Source organism: Fusibacter sp. A1 (assembly GCF_004125825.1).
Lineage (GTDB): Bacteria > Bacillota > Clostridia > Peptostreptococcales > Acidaminobacteraceae > QQWI01.
This window is the reverse complement of the sequence record NZ_QQWI01000008.1, coordinates 216774-240571: the sequence shown is the minus strand read 5'-3', so window position 1 is coordinate 240571 and position 23798 is coordinate 216774. Positions and strand designations below refer to the sequence as shown.

The window sequence follows — 23798 nt, the reverse complement described above, 5'->3', positions numbered from 1 at the left end:
TAATACCGAAGTTAGAATTTCGTATGATACTCAGCGCACTAGGCTTCATGCTAAGGCGTATTACTTTGAAAGGGATACTGGCTTTAGCACGGCCTACATCGGGTCGTCAAACCTTAGTAAGGCGGCGCTGAGTGAAGGTACTTAATGGAACATGAAGGTTAGTGAATACACGTCGTTTGATATAATTCAAAAGTTTAGGTATACCTTTGATACCTACTGGAACATGAGCGAGTTTGTCACGTTTGACGGAACTGATGTAGAAGATGTAAAACGTCTTTCAAGGGCGTTAAGCTGTGAAGGATATACGTCTACCACAGAAGCTAGTTTTTTTGATTTAAAAGCCTTTACCTACCAGCAAGAAATTCTGGATGCGCTACAGATTGAACGTGAGGTGCATGGATCGTATAAAAACTTAGTCGTTGCTGCTACGGGTACCGGTAAAACGATGGTTGCTGCTTTTGATTTTAAGCAGTTTTATAAATTAAACCCTAATGCACGCTTACTGTTTTTAGCACATAGAAAAGAAATTTTGGAACAAAGCATAGCATCGTTTAGGGGTGTTTTACGAGATGCGAATTTTGGTGAGTTATGGGTCGGTGGATTAACACCAAGCATTAATGATCATGTTTTTGCTTCGATTCAGACACTGAATAGCAGCGGGAACTATAAAGGGTTGAATGTAGACCATTTTGATTATATTGTTTTGGATGAAACGCACCATGGTACAGCGGATTCTTATCAGAGGATTACCAATTATTTTAAACCTATGATTTTACTTGGCTTAACGGCAACACCAGAACGTATGGATGGTAAGTCAATACTTGCTGATTTTAATGACCGAATCGCTTATGAAATTAGGTTAGCTCAAGCGATTGAACAGAATCTGCTTTGTCCTTTTCACTATTTTGGGGTGACGGATACTTCTAACATCAACGATGTTAAGTGGGAATCTGGGCGATATGTTACTCGTGATTTGAGTGTGACGTATATTGCAGACCATGCTAGAAACAGAGCCATACTGAATGCAGTTGATAAATATGTGAGTGATATAAGCACTGTTAAGGGCATTAGGTTCTGTGTTGATCAGAATCATGCCAAGCATATGGCGGATGTGTTTAATAAAGCGGGGATTGCCTGTGAATCATTGGATGCGAATTCTAGTAAAGAACAAAGAAGTACGATTCAAAAGCGTTTAAAATTAGGAGAAATCAAGTTTATTTTTGTTGTAGATTTATACAACGAAGGTGTGGATTTACCATTTGTGAATACCGTGCTCTTTTTAAGACCAACTGAATCTGCTACTGTGTTTATACAACAGCTTGGTCGTGGACTTAGACTGGATGAAGGCAAAGAAGTTTTAACGGTATTAGACTTTATTGGTCAAGCGCATAAGGAGTATGACTACCGCATGAAGTTTCAAAAGCTAGTCGGTAGAACGAACCATTCTATTAACGATGAGATTGAGCATGGCTTTTCGTCGGTACCAAGAAACTGTTTTATTCAACTTGAACGGTACGCTAAAGAATATGTGCTAAGAAATATCAAAGAAGGTATGACGAATACAAGAAAGCTTAAGCAAATGGCACTTGCTTTTAGATCTAATTCGGGACTGGACTTAACGGTTAGAAATTTTTTGAAGCATTATGATCTAGACGCTCAAGAACTTTATAAATATGCGACGTTAACTGAACTTACGACAGATGGATTTGTTGTAGATGAACGGTCAATACTTAGTCGAGCAAATAATTTTAAACTTGTGTTTTCAAGGCTTTGAAAAATAACTCGTGCCGTTCACCCACATACCGTATGTCAGTGTCACTCATTACTCTACGGCACCGTTATACAGCTACTCGGTGAGCGGCACCATTATTCATAGGGGCATTGATAAAGACATTGTCTATGATTTCATCAACAAAGAAAAACTCTTTGAAAACAAGCAAAAAAGCTGTGTATTTGTTGGCTATGACGATAATCAGGAACCCAAATACGCAAGTGTTAGAAGTACCAATACAACTGGTAAAACCTACAGGGGTGATGTCAAAAATTCAGATAAGACATTTCCCTTTAGTTATGAAGGAAAGACTAATACCCTTTGTGTATTTGAAGCACCAATTGATCTGATGAGTTATTTGACACTGCTTAAGTATCATAAAGTAAATAATTTTAGTCACCACATGATTTCACTTGGTGGTGTTGCTGATAAAGCTTTGGATTACTATTTAAAGCAACATACAGAAATCAAAAGTATTATGCTCTGCCTCGACAATGACGAAGCAGGGCATTTTTCATGTCAGCAGATCAATGAAAAATACCATGAATCTTATCACATGCAAAGGCACTGTCCAATAGGTAAAGATTTTAATGAAGATTTACTATCAATAAGGAACAACCATCAAGTTTCACAGGCAAGAGAGCCAATGGATGCTTATGGAGTTGAACAAGATGTGGAAGAAGAAACCGAATTATAAGGGGGTAAAGAATATGTATTTTATGAATGAAGATCATGCTTATAATTTTCAAAATATGATATTACAAGATAAAACCCATGTAAATGATAGAGAACGATTTGCTTTGTTTTATATCCTTGGCGGATAATGATGGCACTGGTTATTACTTTGGACGTGATAATGCTGGGGGATTAGTTATTTTAGATCCTTGGAAAAGAGGTAATGATAGAACTAATTCAAATTTTACGATTATGGGTGTAGCTGGAGTTGGTAAAAGTGCCACGATTAAACACATAGCACTTTCTGAGTATATGAAAGGAACCAAGATCATCTTTATTGACCCTGAACGTGAGATGCGAGATTTATGCTTAGCCCTTGATGGAGACTGGATTAATGCAGGTGGCGGAAGCAACGGTAAAATCAATCCATTACAAATAAGACCAACACCAGTAGACGATGATGACAAATACTATCAAGACGAAGGCAATGGCATAGGCGACATGGCAATCTATATCAAGAACCTTGATATTTTCTTTAGTCTTTATTTACCGTCATTATCAGATAAGCAGAAAGCAATCTTAAAGAATACAGTCATTGAGCTTTACAATAACTTTGGCATCACTTGGGACACCGACATAAATCAATTGACTAATGATGATTTCCCGATTTTTTCAGATCTTTATGAGTTACTCAAACAAAAGGCTCTTAAAAAAGAAAACAACTTAAAGCATTCAGAAATTAACGAATATGAAGAACTGGCGTTGCTATTACAAGATATTGCTCTTGGTAGCGACGCTTTTTTATGGAATGGAAAGAGTTCAATTAAAACGAATACCAGATGTATCTGTTTAGATACCCATGATTTACAGAATACCAGTGACAACATTAAAAGGACTCAATACTTCAATGTGCTTACATGGTGTTGGCAACAAATGAGTGCAGACCGTAATGAACCAGTTTTATTAATCTGCGATGAAGCTTATTTGATGATTGATCCTAATGTACCACAGTCACTAGTATTTCTTAGAAATGTTGAAAAAAGAGCCAGAAAATATGAAGCAGGAGTAGCGATTATATCCCATTCAGTTGTTGACTTTCTAGACCCCAAAATAAAGATGTATGGACAAGCACTTTTGGACATTCCGTGTTACAAGATTCTCATGGGGTGCGATGGTATGAACTTAATTGAAACTAAAAAATTATATAATCTTACGGATGCTGAAGAACAGCTCTTAGCACAAAAGAAAAGAGGTCATGCCCTTGTAATGATTGGGTCAAAAAGACTACATGTTAATTTTGAGATTCCTGAATATAAGTTCAAATTTATGGGCAAGGCAGGCGGAAGATAGGAGGACGATATTTTGAAAAAGAAACTGTTAATTGAATTATTCATATATGTGCTGCTAGTTGTAATTGGTATTATTCTATTATTCACCTATAAACCAAACAAGGTTGAAATCATCATACCCCAAGACTTTCAAATCGAACAAAAAGGAGGTGTAAACGATGCTACTATAGCTTTCGAGCAATGAAAACATTGGCATTTTCGATTTCTTGTTTGATGAACATGGCATGATTATCAAGAAGTTATCAGGAACATTTTCATTAAAACAATTTGTCATTTATGATATGCGAAGCTTAAACCATTATAGTTATCTAACAATAGATATTAAAGCGCTAAAGGATACTGAAAGTGATATTTTAGAGGCTGTGATTGCCTTTAACAAGATGTTCTCGTCAAGGGTGATATTCTATATTGAGGACGTGAAAAACAATCAAGAGCTGATTGTGAAGCTGATTGAAGAAGGTATTTATAATATTGTAACATCTGAAGAAGTTGAAACTCTTAAAAATGAAATCCTAAAAGCCACAAGCGACCTTGGTATGAATAAACGTGAGATTAAAGCAAAATTAGTGAATAACGAAGGAACAGCTGGTTGCTCAGTGCCAGAGTATTCATTTGTAAATAAAAACACTAAAATCGCAATAACAGGAGTTGAGTGTAAAGTAGGTACAACAACTATGGCAATCAACTTAGCCAATTATCTAGCAAGTATTGGAGCCACTGTATGTTATGTAGAAGCTAATGATCATGGACATCTTATGCAGTTGCCTAAGAGGTATGAACGCATGACTGTAAATACGGATTCATTAACCTATTACGGTGTAAAATATCTAACGCTGAATGCAGAGTGTCATGAAGACTTTGATTTCATTGTATATGACATGGGTGTCGTTGATACAAAAATTATAAATGCCATTAGGTCAAAGTGTGAGTTAGCGGTGCTTTGCGCTACTGCTAAACCTTATGAAATTGATGCATATGAACGAACGATTCATTTATTTGATTCAGATACAATAAACACAATTTTTTCTTTCATATCAGAGCCAGAAAAAGTAAAATTGCAAAATAAATATGATCAGGTGTATTTTTCAGAATATGCACCTGATCTATTTGATGGAGAAAAAAATCAAACAATTTGGGAAAGCTTATTAATACCTTATGTTATAAAAATATAATGTAGAAGGGAGCCTGACAATGACAGACAAAGGAAAAATGATTGAAGCAGTATACAAAGCAAGTCTGACAAAGCGGGCTACCCTTGTCATCTTCTACTTGATTAATAGAGCCAATAAAGAATTAACATGCTTTCCAGGTATTAAAACCATTGCAGCCGACTGCAATATGTCAGATAGAACTGTAAGAAGAGCACTTGATGATTTGATTGAATGCGGGTTTGTTTTGAAAGAATCTAGATATAGAGAGAATGGCGGTCAGTCAAGTAATCTATACACATTAGATATCAGTGAAAAACTAGAAGCAAATGAATCTGAATATATAAGTGACAACGAATTATATGTTACTTCACAAAATAAAGAAACTGACATTGCAGAAACAGTTGATTTTAGTACTTATGCAAAGGACGATGAAGGAAATGTGTCAGTATCCCAAAATAGCACCATATACGACAAAAGTGCTCAAATCAATGATTTGGTCATTTGTAACTTTAATCATCCAGATAGAATTAAGCATCTTTTATCGGGTTATTATGAACCGACTTTTTTATGTCAGGGGGAGACTGACAGTTTAGTACCTCCATAGAACTATATATTATAATATTCTAAGGGATACTGTATAAAAAACTAGTCAAATAAACTGTACTAATGTATGGACAGAAGCTGTAATAATTTGTTAATATTCAATGCTAATTTTTTATGTATATGATATAATAATTTGAATGAATGGTTGAATAAGTGTACATTCACATCATCTAAGTCCATTTATTAGAATACTTTAGAATCAAAAGGAGGATATGTATTGGGACAGATTATTAAATATTATGATTTAACAAGTTATTTTATTACATCAACCAATTCATTAATCGTTATTTGTAATAATAAAAAACTTAAAAAGGATATCGGCCTGCAGTATCATCACTTTTCACTTAATCAAGAATTAGCTAAAAAAATGAATGAAATTGAAGTCGAGAAAAAAGCTTTGTTTGTAATTGATATTCTAAATGAAATGTTTGAAATCAATGAAAACATAGTGGTTTCAGATTTTGAAATGCTTTTTAATCCATCATATCAGCTAGATCCGCTTAAGTATTTCATTAATTTGTCAAATAAACGGAAAATAATTTTAGAATGGTGTGGTGATTTTGATGGAGAAAATCTTACATATGCAACACCTAATTATTTAGATTATATTGCTTATAAAGTTGATAAGCACAACATAACGTGTGTAATTTGAGAGGAGTAAAAAAATGAAGTATTCAGATTTAATAAATTTTAATCCAATAGAAAGCGTAATTGAAATTACATCAGCTAATGATAAGCAAGAAGCAATAAATTTGGTAAAAAGTTATGTTATGTCGGATGATATGGCTGAAAAACTTGAACTTAATATGCTGTCACAACTTAGACTGGATGAAGTTGTTGATAACAAAGGTGTTTTACTCATAGGTAACTATGGTACAGGTAAAACTCACTTAATGTCGCTAATATCCTCAATAGCATTGGATAAAGAAAACTTGCAGTATGTTCAAAACAATAAATTTGCTGCTGTAGCAGAGTGTATTACTGGACGATTTGAAGTACTTCGAGTTGAAATTGGTGCTGTTACAATGTCATTGCGAAACATATTATTTACAAAAGTGCAGAAGGATTTTGCAGCTAGAGGACTGACATTTGATTTTCCAGATGAGAATGCAGTAACGGGAAATAAAGAAGTTCTTCTAAGCATGATGGATATTTTCTATTCTAAATATCCGGATAAAGGGTATTTAATAGTAGTTGACGAATTTTTAGATTACCTCGGTGGTAGAAAAGAGCAAGAAGTAAAACTTGATCTAGGATTTATGCGTGAAATTGGCGAAGTTATAAAGAATTCACGTCTAAGGGCCGTATTTGGAATGCAAGAAAAATTGTTTGACAACCCCAACTTCTCGTTTGTATCAGATACTTTAAATAGAGTAAAAGACAGATATGAACAGGTCATTATTCGAAAAGAAGATACGGCATATGTCGTTTCAGAAAGAATATTGAAGAAGACGCCAGAGCAGAAAGCAAAAGTTCGTGAACATCTTCAACAATTTTGCTGTCTTTATTCAAATATGTCGGAAAGACTAGAGGAGTATGTTAACTTATATCCAATTCATCCGTCTTATATTGATGTATTCAATAAGATTTATATTATTGAAAATCGTCATATTTTAAAAAATATTTCTGAGATTATCAGAAGAATTTTAGATAACGATATAACTAATGAAGCACCAGGTGTGATTTCATTTGATAGTTATTGGTCCTTTATAAAAGAGAATTATGGCTATAGAACAGATGTTAATATTAAAGAAGTGGTTGAAAAAAGTGGAATGCTTGAAGATATAGTAAGTAGATCATTCCCCAAAAAAGTGTATAAACCCTTAGCAATACAAATAATCCATGCACTTAGTGTACATCGATTAACAACAGGTGATATTAGTATAAGGGCTGGATTAACTGCAGAAAACCTCCGAGATGATTTATGCTTATACCTAGATGGCATGCCAGAACAAGATTCGGAATTTTTGCAGTCAATTGTTCAAACTGTTTTAAAAGATGTAATGACAACAGTAAGTGGACAGTTTATAGAAAGTAATATGGATAATGGTCAATACTATTTGGATCTTAAAAAAGATATTGACTATGACGAAAAAATCACTCAAAAGGCAGCAGTCTTAGATGATGCAAGTTTGAATAGGTTTTTCTTTGACGTAGCTTATTATTGTTTAGATTGGGACCAAATTGAAAAAGTTAATAATTTTAAAATTTATGAACATTCTCTTAACTGGAATTCTCATAACATCTTCAGACGCGGTTATTTGTTTATGGGTACTCCTGAAATACGTCCAACTGCTCAACCAGAAGAAGATTATTACCTATATTTTTTACCTCCATATGGTAATGAATCATTCTTGGATGAAAAGAAAGATGATGAAGTGTTCTTTAGCTTTAAGCCAAATGATGATTTTAAAAATGATTTAAAATTATATGCGGCGGCGTTATCTATGAAAGGGTTAGCTGAAGAAAAAAATAAAGAGGCTTATCAGAATAAAGCCAATAAGTTCAGGAAGAAGTTAACACGATTTTTAAGTGAAAATAAGACAACTTGCTTTGAAGTAATCTATAAAGGTGAAAAGAAGCAAGTAATTGAGGTACTTAAGGGTCATTACAAGAAAGATGATCCATTTAAGGAAACGATGGATGCGGTGTCTTCAATAAGTTTGGATAACTATTTTACTGCAAAATATCCAGAAATGCCATCATTCAAGACACAAATTACACTTAGGAGTCAAGCCGATGTTATTCGTATAGGAATAGACCGATATGCTGGTAGAAAGAATATTCAAGCAAATCTATTGCTTGAAAGTTTTGGATTGCTAGATGGTGATAATATTACAACAAAGAATTCGAAATACGCAAATCATTTTATAAAAGAATTGAACAAATTACCACCCAAAGGTGTTATTAATTTCAGTGATATATTTGAAGAGAAGTTTGATGAGTACATTGACAAGAAATTCGGAATTAGTTATGTACTCTTACCAATTGTATTGTTATCACTTGTACACTCTGGAAATGCAGTAATTACTCTTAAAAACAATATTACTATTACAGCATCAAATCTAGAAATGTTGCCAAAAACAAATGCGCTAGACATTAAAGAATTTAAGTATATATCCAAACCAAAAGATGTAGCACTTGCTGAATTAGTTAGACTTTTCGATATTTTAGAAATACCAACAGGTTTAATTAATAACCCCAATCAAAGAGAAAGTGGGCTTGAAAAATTACTTTCAAAAACAAATGAAGTGGCAAGCTTAGCTGTGCATGCAAGTACTCACATAAGTTCAGATTTTGATTTATGGGGAGAACTACTCATTTCAGGGCACATTGCTGATGAATATAAAAACTCAATTAAGCGAATTATTAATGAATTTGGGAACTTTCAGTCAAAATACAACACTGTCGCAAAACTTAATAACTTTAACCTTTCTATAGATCAAATTGAACAGCTAGCTAAGGATATAAAAATTGTTCGTGTTGTTAACGAATACGAAAAGTTTAAAAATGGATGTTTAACAAGTGTAGGATATCTCATGAATTTAGAAAGAATGGATCTTGGAGCCGATTTTGCTTCGAAGATTGAATCAGCGAAAGAAAGTTTTAGAAAAATTCGTGATGATATTCCAACAAAAGGATGCGGAGACAGTGCGGCGATAGAGACAAATTCAGTGCTTGCTAATATTAAAATTGAATATATTGATATGTATTACGCTGAACATAAGAAAAAGAGATTAGGCATTAATGATGGTAAGAAGAAAGGTGAAATAATTAGTTCTTTAAAAATGGCAAATCTTAAAAGGCTTAAAACAATAGAAATTTTATCATCCACAAAATTAGAAGTAATCGAGAGAGAATTAGCAGGTATGAAAGTTTGCTTTGAATTGACTCCTGATATGCTGAAATCAACACATATTTGTCCTAAATGCAACTATGTAATAAATGAAAGCGAGATGTCCGTAAAAGGCAAGCTCGAAGCAATTGAAGATAGGGTTGACACACTAAATACAGAGTGGGAAAACACGCTCTATAATACTATTTCAGACCCATTGGTTCTAAATCAAGAAAGTTTTTTAAGTAGTGAACAGCAAAAGGTTATTAATTCATTTCTAAAAACTAAGAATCTTCCTGAAACTGTAGATAATTTCTTTGTAGGAAGTGTAAAAGTGTTGCTTCAGGGGTTTGAACCAGTCATTATTACAGCGGATGAATTCATGCAAAAATTAGATGAATTAGGACCTTGCGACTTAGCAACCTTTAAAGCAAAACTAGAAAGTATTCTTGTTGATTACACAAGGGGTAAAGACAAAGATAAACTACGTATTGTAGTAAAAAGATAGGTGGGATGCAAAATGAAACTAACTAAAGAAGATATTGATAAAGTAAGACATTTTGAGGGATTTCCAATTGCAAAAGATGAGGATATTATTGCACTCTCAAAACCTCCATATTATACTGCATGCCCAAATCCATTTATTGAGGATTTTATTAATGAGTATGGAAAGGTATATGATGAAGCTACGGATGATTACCAAAAAGAACCATTTGCAGCAGATGTAAGTGAAGGGAAAAATGACCCAATATATATGGCACACAGTTATCATACAAAAGTGCCTTATAAAGCAATTATGCGATATATATTGCACTATACATCTCCAGATGATATTGTACTCGACGGTTTTTGTGGTACAGGTATGACTGGTGTAGCAGCGCAGATGTGTGATATGCCTGATCCAGATTTTAAGGCAATTATCGAGAAAGAAAATCCTAATGTTGAATGGGGATCAAGAAAAGCAATTCTGAATGATTTATCACCTATGGCAACGTTTATAGCTCATAACTATAATTCACCATTTGAACTTGATGAATTCAAGAATGAATTTGAATCAATAATTGAGGATGTTGAAAATAAGTATGGTTATTTATATAGAACTAAACATAGTGAAAATGACGAATCATTTTCTCAAGTAGAAATTGAAGAGGAGTCAGAACAATATGGAAATATAAACTATACTGTATGGTCTGACGTATTTATTTGTTCACATTGTGGAAAAGACGTAGTTTTTTGGGATTCCGCTGTTGATCGTACTAAAAATAAAATAATTAGTGAGTTTAAGTGTTTAAGCTGTGGAGTTGAATTAAAGAAAAACACATGTGTTCGTTCTAAGGAGATGATTGTTGATGTTAAAGGGGAGGTCATTCAGTTGGCAAAACAAAATCCTGTCCTAATTAACTACACACATAATGGAAAGAGATACGAGAAGACACCTGATGCTGATGATTTAAAACTAATTCAACAATTAGACTATCAGCAAACTAACGATTGGTTTCCGACAAGCCGAATGTGCGATGGAATTGAATCAAGACGTAATGATATTAGTGGTGTAACACATGCGCACCTGTTTATGACCAAACGGAATCTTAAAATATTTGCATACATTTTTGGGCATAAAAAACTTAACTTGAGTAAAGTCGTTTTTACTAGTGTTATGATGAACTGCACAAAACTTTATAGATTCAGATTGAACGGTAAAGGCGGTTCTGTATCAGGAACTTTGTACATACCATCACTTTTCCAAGAAAATAATATTATCGAGAGTGCAAAACGGAAATTAAAAGATTTCTCTATTAGAAAGAACTTAAATACTACTATAATCGGCTGTGGTAGTACAACACAATTACCAATTTCAGATAACACTATAGATTATATTTTCACAGATCCACCATTTGGAAGTAATTTGAACTACTCAGAATTAAGTTTCATTTGGGAATCATGGTTAAAAGTATATACAAATAATCAAACGGAAGCTGTTATGAATCGTGTACAAAAGAAAAATTTACTTGAATACCAAAATATAATGACTAACTGTTTTGAAGAGTATTATAGAGTACTTAAACCAAATAGGTGGATGACTGTTGAATTTCACAATTCGCAAAATGCAGTTTGGAATGCAATTCAAGAAGGTTTGCAAAGAGCGGGATTCATTGTTGCGGATGTAAGGATATTAGATAAGCAACAAGATAGTTTTAAACAAGTAAACACTACAGGAGCCGTAAAACAAGATCTTGTTATTTCAGCTTATAAACCACAAGATAGCTTTAAAAGAGATTTTATATCACATGCAGGTAGTGAAGATACATCATGGGATTTTGTGCGCCAACATTTAGAAAAACTTCCTGTAGTATTGGTGAGAGTTGGAAAAATTGAGTTAGTTGCTGAGCGACAATCCTTTGTTTTATTTGACCGCATGGTTGCTTACCATATTATGAATGGTATTTCTGTACCATTAGATGCATCAGATTTTTATAGAGGGCTCGATGAAAAATTCTTAAAGCGTGACAATATGTATTTTCTAACGAATCAGGTAAATGAATATGACTCGGCTCGTATTATAAATGATATAGAACCAATTCAGTTTAGCCTTATGGTAACTGATGAAAAAACAGCAATTGCATGGCTGTATCAGCAATTAGATAATCCACAAACTTATGCAGATATCCAACCCAAGTTTATGCAAGAAGTTCGTTCAGTAGCAAAGTATGAAAAAATGCCAGAACTTTCAATTTTACTTGAGGATACATTCTTACAAAGTGATGATGGAAAATGGTATGTTCCAGATGTTACAAAAGCCGGAGATGTTATGAAACTACGTGATAAAAAGCTTTTAAAAGAGTTTGAAGACTATGTAGGAACAAAAGGCAAACTGAAATTATTCCGTTCAGAAGCTATTCGTGCCGGATTTGCAAAGCTTTGGAAAGAAAAAAATTATAAACTCATAGTAGATATAGCAGAAAGATTGCCTGAAAAAGTTATACAAGAAGATGATAAATTGCTGATGTATTATGATATTAGTTTAGGTAGAATTTAAGGTTAATTGAGGGGTGTGAATATGTACTGTGTTGGTGATTATGCTTTTGATATAACTAAAAGTGAAAAAGTGCAGATTCTAGAAAAATCTGAGGTTTGGGGATTTATTTCTTATAAAGTATATCATCATTCCAGTGGCGTGATTTACAAGCTTTCAGCAGATCAGCTCAGCGATACTCTTTCTGAGTTTAGTTATAATGAAAGTTATCTACGCTATATTACTCTTTTGTCAAAAATTAAAAGCGAAACATCCACAGGAATTCTTGCTAACCTTACTAGTGGCATTATACCGCTACCTCATCAGCTACATGTTCTTAATCGTGCATTGTCATCAAATAATGTAAGATACATATTAGCAGATGAGGTAGGGCTTGGTAAGACGATTGAGGCCGGCCTAATAATTAAAGAGTTAAAGGCTCGCGGTCTTGTAAAAAGGGTGTTAATTGTTTGTCCAACTGGTCTTGTGTCACAGTGGGAACTTGAAATGCATGAAAAATTTCATGAAAAATTTCATGTTATTCTTCCCCAAGATTATGACACAATTCGTAAAATAACCAGTAACGAAGATGTATATGGTCAGTTTGATCAAGTGTTATCCCCAATGGACTCGATTAAGCCACTCGAAAAACGGAGTGGTTGGTCAGAAGAAAAAATCGCTAAGTATAATGAAGATAGAATTTATTCAATTATCAATAGTGGATGGGACCTAGTAGTAATAGACGAGGCACATCGTGTAGCGGGCAGCTCAAGTGAAGTTGCAAGATATAAACTTGGTAACTTGTTGTCAGCATCAAGTCCATACTTGCTATTATTGACGGCTACTCCCCACAACGGAAAAACTGAACCCTTTTTAAGGTTAGTACGTTTAGTTGATGAAAAGGCATTTCCAAACTTTAGAGCAATAGTAAAAGAACAAGTTTCACCATATGTTATACGCACTGAAAAAAGAGAGGCTATTGATAATAGTGGAAATAAACTATTTAAAAATAGAATAACAAAAATTGTAGCGCTTAATTGGGATGAACGTCACTCATTGCAAAGAGAACTTTATGAAATTACTACAGAATATGTATCAAAAGGATACAACAAGGCAATGAGAAACCGAGGAAAAAACATGTGGTTTGTGTTTTTACTTATCATGATGCAAAGGTTGGTTACTAGTAGTACCAGCGCAATAAGGCAAAGTATAGAGAGACGGATAAAAGTATTAGAAGATCAAAGTTTTAAATATCAAAGTATGACTGAAGAAGATTTTTTAGAAATGGAAATGGAAGGCAATATGGAAGAGGCTATCCAAACAATTTCTTTGGATATTAAAGATGAACTTGAGCAACTAACTAAATTAGTTGCCATTGCAAAACAGGCTGAATATCAGTACATTGATGTAAAAATTGAACCACTACTTAATATAATTGATAATCTGTTTTCGGAGGATAAGAATCGAAAATTAATTATTTTTACTGAGTTTGTTGCTACCCAGGATTATTTGAGTAACTTACTTAAATCAAAAGGATATTCTACATCACTTTTGAATGGCAGTTTAGGTATGGATGAAAGAAATACGGTGTTGTCTGAATTTAAGACACAAACTAATATCATGATTTCTACAGATGCTGGTGGCGAGGGTTTGAACTTACAATTCTCTGATTGTCTTATTAATTATGATTTACCTTGGAATCCGATGAAAATTGAGCAAAGAATTGGACGTATTGATCGTATTGGTCAAATGAGAGACGTACAAATATTTAATTTTATACTTGCTGATACTGTTGAAAATAGGGTAAAAGATGTCCTGGAGCAAAAGCTTGAGGTTATTTTAAATGAGGTCGGAATAGATAAATATTCAGATGTACTTGATAACGAAATGGCTGAAGTTAACTTCACTGATGTTTATATGAACTCTATCAGAAATCCTAAGGATATAAATTACAATATCAAACCAGTGGAAGAAGATTTAAAACGACAAGTTAAAAATACATTGGCGGTACGAGACATTATTAAAGATGAAAAAGATCTTTCAACTTTTGTTGGAACTGAATCTAATTTTGATTTAGAAAATGCTCTTCAACAAATGGTTACTCATTATGAAAATTATAGAGGGAATCCATATTTACCAATTCACAATTTAAGCATCACTGATGCTATCATAACAAAACATTTGAATAGTGATATTGAGTTTGACATAAAAGGCAATGTCATAAATGTAAGCATTGAAAATTTTCCGAATGAAAAGGGTTATTTTATGTTGTGGCAACTTATAATTAAAAATGATTCGCAAGCTCAAAGAATTTTGCCGATTTTTGTTAATGATAAGATGTTGCTTCGACCAGTAGCTGGAATGAAAATTTGGGATGCGTTTTTGGATGAAAAAGTAGGTTTATCAACAACTGATAGAAAAGATATTGACAAAAATATAATATTAGATCTTGAAAAAATATCAAGTGATTTTGCATATGATACCTTTGTTTCATTAAAAAATGAATTTGAAAAACGTAATGATGAGACTTATAGAAAATACATGTATGCACTGGAATTAAGAATAGAAGCTGCTAAACGTATAGGTATAGAAAATATTCGAAGTCATAAATTAAAAAGTTTGGCTAAAGAAAAAGCAGAAGTTGAAAGAAATTTTATAGCTGGGAAGCAACTTTGTCCTGAATTCAAGCTTATGTTTTTAGCATGTTTGGAGTAGTGAGAGATGAAAAAACGAATATTCGATTTAATTTCAGCAGAATATGAGAAGTTGATCCTTATTTTTGATGAAGATAATATAATTGATAGAATTGATTATGCAGCATACATAAAAGGTAGTGGATTTAATATTTCCTTCTATCAAGATGTAGAAGAATTTCGGTTCTTATATGAATCAGAAATAAGAAATTCTAAAGAAAATTGGGCTGTAATCGTTACAAGTGATATATATGTGCCATTTGATATAAGGAAAGCTATGTATATAGCAAATTTGAGTATGAGTCGAATTTTTTCCAAGTTAGATAGGAATACATTACTGAGTCATAAAGTTGATTTTGAGCTACTTAGTTTGGCGTATGAGGAGCTTTTTGAATTATGTAATAGTTATGATAAAACAATTCGGTTTATTGAAAATATAGTTTATGGAAACAAAAATTTAGAAAAATATTGTGAAGTTTTGGATAAAGAGATTAAAAATAGCATAATGGTAAGTGAGTTGTCATATATAAATTGGATTGATATGGCCAAGAAAAAGGGTAGATTAGAATATTTTTCTGCAAAGCTCGATCAAACATTTGACCTAAAATTTGTTGAAGATGCTTTTAAAGATTTTATTCTTAATAAGTACAACTCACTTTCTGGAATAATGAATAATAATGGTCCAGTAATGTTAACTAGAGTACTCGAATATATAGCAAGAGGGAATAGGAAAACCGCTTTAATAGTAATGGATGGAATGTCAATTTTTGATTTTGAGATTATTTCAAAAGAATTTGATAATATTTTGTTTGACTATAATTGTTGCTATGCTCTGATTCCTACAACTACTTCGATATCTAGGCAAAGTCTTTTAAGTGGGAAATATCCAGTTGAGTTAAAAAATCCTTTTAATTTAGCTAAAGAGGAATATGAGTTTAGAAGTACAGCAGAAACTTTGGGATATAAGAAAAATCAGATTTCATATGAAAGAGGATATAATCTTAATCTTTCACCAATTGTTAAATTTGTAAGTATAATCATTAATGACATTGATGATTTGGTACATAATCAAATGCAAGGTAGACATGGTATGTTAAATGATATTGAGTACTATGCTAAAAAAGGTGAACTTCAACATTTGGTAAGTGATTTATATTCGAATGGTTTTGATATTTATATTACATCTGACCATGGGAATACATTGTGTACAGGAGTTGGAAAACCAAAAGGTCTAGGGATAGAGGTTGAAACTAGATCAAAACGGATGATGGTATTAAAAGAATTTGCTGATAAAGGCATATATGGTGACTGTGGAGAAATTTCATACCCTGGTTATTATCTAGACAAGCAATATGAGTATCTTATATGTGAATCAGGATCGTCATATGACATTCAAGATGAGATTGTAATGACTCATGGAGGTATGTCAATTGATGAGGTAATTGTTCCATTCATTAAAATAAAAGGAGTTAAAAATGGCTAAAATTGTTGGTTTATCACGCCCTATAAAATTAGAATGGTTAACTAAAACAGTAGAATTAGTATTAGAAGGTAAAACTAAAATTGAGATAAAAACTGAATTAGATGAATATTTATCTTTTGAGGTAAAAAGCCCTACAAATTTAAGAAAATCAAGAGATATTTTGATGAATATATGGGTTAAACCTATGGATGAAAATGAACAAATACGTCAGTTCGCGTTAGAGTGTTATAAAAATAATAAATCAAATAAACATGCTATTCATTGGTGCATGATTATTATCACTTACCCAGTTTTTTCAGATGTATGTAATTTGATTGGAAAAGTAACAAACATTCAGGATACTTTTACAACCTCTTGGATAAAGCAAAAATTGTTTGAACTGTGGGGTGAAAGAACAACCTTGTTACATTCAATTGACAAAATTCTTCAAACACTAAAGTACTTGAAGGTTATTGAAAATGAAAAGAATGGTGTTTATAAGATTAATAAGCAAATGATAACAGATGATATGACAATTAAACTTTTAATATTAACCGTAATTGCTATTGGTGAAAAAGCATACTATGAAATTTCAGAATTATCGCAAACTGCACAAATGTTTCCATATAATTTCCAAGTAAGTCATGAAATACTTCACAATTCTGAAGAGTTTACATTAAATAATTTTGGTGGGAAAATTGTTTTAGCAAAAGACTAGTGTGCGTTTGAGATGATGTTTCGAAATTGTTGATTTGTGGAAATTGTTTAAAAATAGCTTATAGAAAAGGGGATGATAATAATGCAGTTAAATAATCAAAAATTGAAAACGTTATTTTTATTAAAAATACTAATGGCTAAAACTGATGAAAATCATCCCTTAACGGTTAATGAATTGATTGTTGAACTTAATAGTTGTGGAATATCTGCAGAACGAAAATCTATTTATACGGATATAGATCTTTTAAAGAATTTTGGCATCGATATAATTTGTGACAAGACAAGAACAAATAATTATTATGTTGCAGGTAGAGAGTTTCAATTAGCTGAACTAAAGCTCTTAGTAGACGCTGTACAAGCTTCTAAATTTATTACACATAAAAAAAGTGAAGAGTTAATCAAAAAAATCGAAAAATTAGCAAGTATACACGATGCTAAAGACTTACATCGACAAGTGATTGTAAACGATCGTGTTAAAACCATGAACGAAAGCATCTATTATAATGTGGATGCTATTCATAATGCAATACAGCAAAATAAGATGGTGAAGTTTAAGTATTTTGATTATACAGTTGATAAACGTCTTAAGTTTAGACGAAATGGAGAAGTTTATTGTGTAAGTCCTTATGCTCTAACGTGGGTCAATGAAAATTATTATTTGATCGCTTATCATGATAGATACCAAGACATAAGCCATTTTAGAGTGGATCGCATGTCTGAAATGGAAGTGAGTAAAATTGTTAGACCAATAATTAATGAGTTTGAAGATTTTAACTTAGTCGAATATTCAAAGAAAGTTTTTAATATGTTTAGTGGTGATACTGAGCGTGTAGAACTTGAATTTGATAATTCACTAATTAATGTCGTTATTGATCGGTTTGGGAAAGATGTAAGCATTCATGGTAAAACAGAAACTACATTTAGAATTTCTGTTGATGTATCCGCTTCAGACACTTTTTTTGGATGGCTTTTAATGTTTGGTGAAAAGGCCAGAATTGTAGCGCCTGCAGCATTAGAAGAATTAATGAAAGACTATTTAACTAATGTGTTGCAAATGTACATGAATAAGTAAAAGCATTCTATTTGGAGTGCTTTTTTGTAGGAATTTATTGTGAAATCATATAATTGTAGTTGCATACACACATAAAATCGTTGTCTGGGAAGCTGTTATAAATTTAGAAAGGGAATATCATTTAACATTTTTTTGAATTGTTGATTAAATTATATGAGTTTTGAAGAAGGTAGGTGATTGAATGTGTAGAGGGGATTCCTATTATTGAAAACTACACACGCAATATCATAAACCACGATAACCTTGTCAGTAGTCACTTGACGGTTTTGACTAGCATTTACAAGCCAAAGAAAGGACCTGATAAACAGGTCTGAGTTGAAGGTGTTAAGATTTGTTTATTCCAAAATGAAATATGCGCCAACGCCTCCTTCATAATAGTTGATGGCATCAAATTGTCTAGCTGGCTTCATGAAGCTTCCGCCAGAGCAGTGGCAGGCTGATAGGTTTGACCTATCTGTTTTCATCAATCTTGAGTTTAAACTCCATGCGATTTTTTGCATCTGCTTTTTTGAGTATATGCTGAACATGTTTCTTTACAGTGCTTTCAGCAATAAAGTATTTTTTTGCGATAGCCTTATTCGATTTGCCCTTGAGCATTTCAATCGCAATTGACATTTCTCTTTCAGATAATCCGTAGTCAGATGAAAGGATGTCTTCAAGGTCTGAAACAGGTGAATTGCCTGTTCTTGTTTGCATATGAATGATATTTGCCCCCAAATAGAACAAGACACCATATATGATGGGCTTTAGGGGCGTTACAAAGTTTATGATTGATGAACCTGATAACTCTTTTAAAAATAAGAGGGTCGCAGTGAATAAACTTGTCAGTAGGACCTGATAAGTGTAAACGCTTATAAAGTTGGATTCCTGCTTGTTATATGAGGCAAATGTAAGCATCAGTATACAGGTAAACATGAGGAGGACAATTTTTACGTCAACAATTGCCTGGATGTTATAATCTATAACCCCCATAATAAGCAGGATAAACAGAATAAAAACTGATAAGCTTTTCAACCGTTCTTTCATAAATAACACCTGTCTTTAGTTATCGTTCTCTTTATTCAACAAAAGGCCCTTTATTTTAAACGTCATAGGAAGGGTTATTAGGATCACAGATAAGCTATAAAAAATACTGATGAGCACTACCGCCACTGAAGGCAAAAGGTCATATGGGCTGTAAGTACTTTGAGCAAGTCCTAAAGCGCCAATGACCGTGCCGTATACTCCTGTGCAAATCACTATGATTCTTAAGGCTTGTAGTGCCAACAAGGACCTTTTCAACTCAAGCACCTCATAGAAATTGCCTTTTGTTAGTGTGAGTCTGACAGCTCTTTTGAAGTCATTCCACAAGCCTGTTACAAGAAACAGAAGGACAGAAATGCCAAGTACAATGATTAAGGATGGGAAATCAAGTATATAGAAAATCCCTTCAATCGATAAAGAGACTGCTATGAGTATGATTGCTAGAATCAATACGATAATATACATGTTGTCCTCCCTTCAAAACCTACTGTGTAATAATCAATGTGTTTTCCAATGAATCAAGGGGTGTTAGATCAATAATTGGATTACCGCCGATGTAGAGTTTTTCAAGATTGAATAAGTGCGACAATGTGTCGACGTTTTGAATTTCATTAATGCGTAAGTTCAACACTTTAAGGTTGACCAAGTACTCCAAAGCGGTGATGTTTTTGATTTGATTGCTACCCAGTTGAAGTGTTTCCAGTGAATACATGTGTTTTAAGGGATTGATGTTATTGATTCTGTTGTCTGTAAGGTCCAATAATTTTAGATTAGGAAGGTCCTTTATAGGCGACAATTCACTAACTTCATTTGTTTCAAGAACCAGATTTTGTAGTCGGGTCAAATTGGAAAGTGGTGAAAGGTCCTGAATCTTATTATCAGACAAATCAACATGTACAAGTTTGGATAGGTCTCTTAATGGTGTGATATCCTCAATTCTTGTATGCCAAACATTTATTTCTTCTAGGTTTTTAAGTGATGCCAAAACACCGATATCTGTTACGGGGCCTAAACTGAGGTTGACTCGTTTGAGTTCTACAAGGTTTTCTAGAGGCTCTAAGTCGACAATTTGGTGGCCTAATAGGCATAAATCCTCAAGTTTTGTCAGTCCTTCAAGGTAAGAGATGTCATCAAGGCCCATAGAGCACGCATCTAGATTCCTTAGTTCATGTAGGTTTTCAATGCCCTGTAAGTTGTCTAGGTCACAACCTTCAAAACTTAGCACCTGTAATTTGCTTAAGCCTGATAGGGGTTGTGCAGTCTTAATCGGGTTGCCGTATAAGTGTAACTGCTCAAGGTTTGTGAGTTTGGATAATGGGGTCAAATCAGTAATTTGATTGATTCCAAGGTTCAGTTCCTTCATGTTGATGAAGTATTCTAGTCCTGATAGGTCTGATATTGCCATACGGCTTAAAGAAAGCGATGTAACCTTTTCGGCCTCATCAAGTGAGATTCTGCCGTCACCATCAATATCAACCTTGGACGATACTTTGTCTTGTGCGTTATAAACGGACACTGAGTACATGATTGCTCGTTCTAGTCGCGGGTCTGTGAAACTGATATATTTTTTTCCACTGATTGATCCGTTTAAGCCATTCTCTGATTGACACGATACGAGTATTAAAGCAATAAAAACGATGGAAATCAAAATCAGAATTGCTGCAGAAGTTTTCGATTTCACAGTGATCACTCCTTTCTTTGGGTTGCGTTACTATAGCTTAAGTATATTCCCATTTAGGCACAAAGACTATTATCTCATGTGAGTATTTTAAGGCGTATTATGTGAGAATAAGAGGTATATGAACTACTTCAAGAGCTTGATTTCATTTTAGAGCATGACTAGTTGATGGTAGTGTGAAGGTTCTATCCACTATATGGTAGGCCTTTTTTGTTGTGTGTTTGAAAGTGGGTAGGTAAAAAACAATTGTAATTGAAGTCGGCATATCAAATCGCCTGCATGCTTGATACACTATGGTTATAAACTATGGGGGAGGTTGCTATGACAAACGAGATGAAACAGACTATTAATCTTAGGAATCAGAAACTTATTGATGCGGTACTAAAAAAAATAGAGGTGGCATGCCCTGGATCGGTTGATCTGATCGGGGTAGCTGGGTCTTTTGCCATAGGCGATATTCATGAGAAATCGTATTTGGATTTGCTGATTGTAATCAATGATGAAAAGGCTCACGAGTTGTCATCTTGCTTTATTGTAGAGGATGTCGGCTTTGATTTTTACTGTTCAAGGTGGGATCGATTGGAGAGCATGTTGGCGTATGAAGATCCGTTTTGTACTAAATTGTTGCAACTGGACATCGTGTATCAAAAAGACGACGTTTGCCTTGAAAGGTACACGTCTTTAAGAGAAACAATGAAAAAGAGGCTTGATGCGACTTTTTCAGTGGAGGATGCTGCCCGTGTGAATGAGCAAGTAGGCGAAGCTAAAAGGACATTTGCTGATGTGATGCTTTCTGCCAGTTATGAGGCTGCCAAGTACAAAAGTGCGATGATGGTGGATTGCGTGAATTACGCCCTTTATATGCTCAATAAGAGATTTGTTAAGGGTGGTATCAGAAGAATGCTCGAGGAAATCCGTTCATTCACTAGTAGACCCGAGCATTATCTGGACTTGGTAAATTCCTTAGCTGAAGCATCGACCTTGGAAGCGATTCAGCTTTCTTCTCAACGGCTGATGAAACACTCACTTGATTATATTGCTGCACAGTGTGAATCTGTACTACGTGAAAAGACACTTAAGCAAAGTCATATCAAAGGCATGTATGAAGAAATCTATTCCAACTGGTTGAATAAAATGAGGTTAGCAGCTCGCGAAGGCGATCTTTATCTGTCATGGATGACGGCAGCGTCTTGTCAGGACTGGTATACAGACGTAAATGGGCGTTTACCGATTCAAAGGATAGAGATCATGGTGGACTTTGATCCAACGGATTTACATGCGACCCTAGCCGCTTTTGAAGAGGGTATGGCTAAAGTCAAAGCCAATTATGATCAGCTAGGGATGCCGATTGTACATTACTCGTCACTGGAAGACTTTGAAAAGGGGTACTTGGCCGTTGGTGAATAGCAAATGGACCACTGAACCAAGTACAGGTAACATGAAAAAGAAGGTGCGAGCAACCTAGCGTTTTAAAAGCACTTTACATTGAGTTGCTCTGGGAAGTTCCTTGTAGTTTTTTCGATAACGGAATCCGGTGTGCCAAAGGTGTTTTCTGACCTTCAGTTCAATGCTGGTATCCTTACCATGGATATGCGACATTATCTCGCTTCTTTTTTCTGCGGAGAAGATATCGGTCATGTTATGTCCTTTCGATCATTAAATTACCTATCAACTAGTTACCCATCAACAGGCCGGTTAAAAACATTTTGCCAGCAGTAGGTATTTAAGACTAGTGGACAGTTTTAAACGCTTCTAATTATGGTATAATTTAGAAGATAGTGGTGGAATGGCCGATAGAGTAACTAATTTGTGGATATGGGGTGACCAGATGCAAGAGGATAACATGAGCAAAGGAAGCGAGCTGGATGTATTATTTGACGAAATCGGAACGTAAAAAAAAAGCAAGAATCTCATGGAGCTTTTTACGTTTTTAAAGAAGTTTCCTAAGATTGCTGTATTCAACGCCATGTTGATCAACATTCAAAAGCCTGGCAGTGTCTATGTTGCGAACGCGAATGACTGGAAGATTGAATTCAACCGGACCATCATTCCGGGAAGTCGACCGCTGGTTATCCTAAAGCCTTTTTCACCGGTTGATTTTGTCTTTGACCTTTCTGACACAGAAGGTCCTGACCCGTTTCCGAAGAGACTGCTTGAACCCTTCCATGTCAATGGAAACATCAGTGATACCCGTTTTAACCGCTTAATAAGTAACCTGACTTCTTATGGCATTCGATTTTTGACTATGGAATCAGGAACTCATATGGCCGGTTATATTGAGGAAACACGTGCGAGTGAGAACGATTTTCTTATTAAAAGGACACGACATACGCAGTATCGTGTTGAAAACCACTATAACATTGTCGTAAACAAGAAACACAAAAAAGAGGATGCTTTCGCTACCATACTTCACGAACTTGGTCATCTGTTTTGCGGTCACTTGGGAATGGCCTACCCAGGTGTGTTCAAGGACCGATCGGCTATGACACTAAACATTATGGAGTTCGAAGCCGAGTGTGTTAGCTGGCTTGTGTGCGAGCGAGAAGGCTTGAAGAATCCTTCTAAGGAGTACCTGGCAGGATATTTGGATAAGAATGAATACATTCCGCCCATATGTATTGAATCGGTACTGAAAGCGGTGACCCTAATTGAGAACATGATGAGTAAAAGCATAGTTCGACATAAGAGGATTATTGCGCATAAGATGAAATTGAGTGAAAAATGAAGGTCCTATCAGCTAGTTGATGGGATCTTTC

The 23798-nt window shown here is 34.2% G+C and carries 20 protein-coding genes and 1 pseudogene; 17 read left to right on the top strand and 4 right to left on the bottom strand.

Annotated elements, in window-relative coordinates:
• Positions 1 to 16: 16 nt before the first annotated feature.
• The 15 genes and pseudogenes from DWB64_RS19660 to DWB64_RS13200 all read left to right on the top strand — a co-directional run bounded on the left by DWB64_RS19660 (position 17) and on the right by DWB64_RS13200 (position 18341).
• Positions 17 to 145, top strand: coding sequence for a restriction endonuclease PLD domain-containing protein (locus DWB64_RS19660; protein WP_371682605.1), 129 nt, complete (start codon positions 17 to 19; stop codon positions 143 to 145).
• A 6-nt stretch (positions 146 to 151) separates the two neighbouring features.
• Positions 152 to 1774, top strand: a complete 1623-nt coding sequence (locus tag DWB64_RS13255; protein WP_129488721.1) for a DEAD/DEAH box helicase — start codon at positions 152 to 154, stop codon at positions 1772 to 1774.
• Between the two features lie 79 nt (positions 1775 to 1853).
• The gene (locus DWB64_RS13250; protein WP_243118985.1) at positions 1854 to 2468 is read left to right on the top strand and encodes a DUF3991 and toprim domain-containing protein; all 615 of its coding nucleotides are present in this window, start codon (positions 1854 to 1856) and stop codon (positions 2466 to 2468) included.
• Entirely contained in the window at positions 2422 to 2595 is a 174-nt protein-coding gene (locus DWB64_RS19655; protein ID WP_371682604.1) for a DUF6075 family protein, read from the top strand. Before DWB64_RS13250 ends, DWB64_RS19655 begins: the two co-directional genes overlap by 47 nt.
• Positions 2576 to 3796: pseudogene (locus DWB64_RS13245) on the top strand (VirB4 family type IV secretion system protein); the annotation flags it as partial. The gene DWB64_RS19655 and the pseudogene DWB64_RS13245, both read left to right, overlap by 20 nt.
• A 12-nt stretch (positions 3797 to 3808) precedes the next feature.
• Complete coding sequence (locus DWB64_RS19295; protein WP_164980411.1) at positions 3809 to 3979, top strand: hypothetical protein; 171 nt, start codon at positions 3809 to 3811, stop codon at positions 3977 to 3979.
• A 40-nt stretch (positions 3980 to 4019) separates the two neighbouring features.
• Positions 4020 to 4967: a hypothetical protein gene (locus DWB64_RS13240; RefSeq protein WP_129488719.1), complete on the top strand. Its 948-nt coding sequence runs from the start codon at positions 4020 to 4022 to the stop codon at positions 4965 to 4967.
• A gap of 19 nt (positions 4968 to 4986) precedes the next feature.
• On the top strand, positions 4987 to 5550 hold the full coding sequence (locus tag DWB64_RS13235) for a helix-turn-helix domain-containing protein (RefSeq protein WP_243118984.1): 564 nt from the start codon (positions 4987 to 4989) through the stop codon (positions 5548 to 5550).
• 216 nt (positions 5551 to 5766) lie between these two features.
• A complete protein-coding gene (brxF, locus tag DWB64_RS13230; protein ID WP_129488718.1) occupies positions 5767 to 6201 on the top strand; it encodes a BREX-3 system P-loop-containing protein BrxF in 435 nt (144 codons plus the stop codon).
• Between the two features lie 13 nt (positions 6202 to 6214).
• Entirely contained in the window at positions 6215 to 9892 is a 3678-nt protein-coding gene (locus DWB64_RS13225; protein ID WP_243118983.1) for a DUF6079 family protein, read from the top strand.
• A 12-nt stretch (positions 9893 to 9904) separates the two neighbouring features.
• The gene (locus DWB64_RS13220) at positions 9905 to 12421 is read left to right on the top strand and encodes a DNA methyltransferase (RefSeq protein ID WP_129488717.1); all 2517 of its coding nucleotides are present in this window, start codon (positions 9905 to 9907) and stop codon (positions 12419 to 12421) included.
• Positions 12422 to 12442: 21 nt separating this feature from the next.
• Entirely contained in the window at positions 12443 to 15112 is a 2670-nt protein-coding gene (locus DWB64_RS13215; protein ID WP_129488716.1) for a DEAD/DEAH box helicase, read from the top strand.
• A 6-nt stretch (positions 15113 to 15118) separates the two neighbouring features.
• Positions 15119 to 16573: a PglZ domain-containing protein gene (locus DWB64_RS13210; protein ID WP_129488715.1), complete on the top strand. Its 1455-nt coding sequence runs from the start codon at positions 15119 to 15121 to the stop codon at positions 16571 to 16573.
• Entirely contained in the window at positions 16566 to 17270 is a 705-nt protein-coding gene (locus DWB64_RS19490) for a hypothetical protein (RefSeq protein ID WP_243118982.1), read from the top strand. Before DWB64_RS13210 ends, DWB64_RS19490 begins: the two co-directional genes overlap by 8 nt.
• Positions 17271 to 17351: 81 nt before the next feature.
• Positions 17352 to 18341: a YafY family protein gene (locus tag DWB64_RS13200; RefSeq protein WP_243201598.1), complete on the top strand. Its 990-nt coding sequence runs from the start codon at positions 17352 to 17354 to the stop codon at positions 18339 to 18341.
• Between the two features lie 450 nt (positions 18342 to 18791).
• Here the strand turns inward: DWB64_RS13200 and DWB64_RS19485 are convergent, their stop codons facing one another.
• From DWB64_RS19485 to DWB64_RS13185, 3 genes are all read right to left on the bottom strand, one after another.
• Positions 18792 to 19037, bottom strand: coding sequence for a response regulator transcription factor (locus tag DWB64_RS19485; protein WP_243118981.1), 246 nt, complete (start codon positions 19035 to 19037; stop codon positions 18792 to 18794).
• A 345-nt stretch (positions 19038 to 19382) separates the two neighbouring features.
• Positions 19383 to 19829 carry a hypothetical protein gene (locus tag DWB64_RS13190; RefSeq protein WP_129488713.1) on the bottom strand — a complete coding sequence of 149 codons (447 nt, stop codon included), beginning with the start codon at positions 19827 to 19829 and terminating at the stop codon, positions 19383 to 19385.
• A gap of 19 nt (positions 19830 to 19848) precedes the next feature.
• Positions 19849 to 21045, bottom strand: coding sequence for a leucine-rich repeat domain-containing protein (locus DWB64_RS13185; protein WP_129488712.1), 1197 nt, complete (start codon positions 21043 to 21045; stop codon positions 19849 to 19851).
• Between the two features lie 318 nt (positions 21046 to 21363).
• On the opposite strand from DWB64_RS13185, the gene DWB64_RS13180 reads away from it, so the two are divergent.
• Complete coding sequence (locus DWB64_RS13180; protein WP_129488711.1) at positions 21364 to 22449, top strand: hypothetical protein; 1086 nt, start codon at positions 21364 to 21366, stop codon at positions 22447 to 22449.
• Positions 22450 to 22503: 54 nt separating this feature from the next.
• On the opposite strand, the gene DWB64_RS13175 is transcribed toward DWB64_RS13180, so the two are convergent.
• The gene (locus tag DWB64_RS13175) at positions 22504 to 22680 is read right to left on the bottom strand and encodes a hypothetical protein (protein ID WP_129488710.1); all 177 of its coding nucleotides are present in this window, start codon (positions 22678 to 22680) and stop codon (positions 22504 to 22506) included.
• A 274-nt stretch (positions 22681 to 22954) separates the two neighbouring features.
• On the opposite strand from DWB64_RS13175, the gene DWB64_RS13170 reads away from it, so the two are divergent.
• Positions 22955 to 23767, top strand: a complete 813-nt coding sequence (locus DWB64_RS13170) for an ImmA/IrrE family metallo-endopeptidase (protein WP_129488709.1) — start codon at positions 22955 to 22957, stop codon at positions 23765 to 23767.
• Positions 23768 to 23798 lie beyond the last annotated feature (31 nt).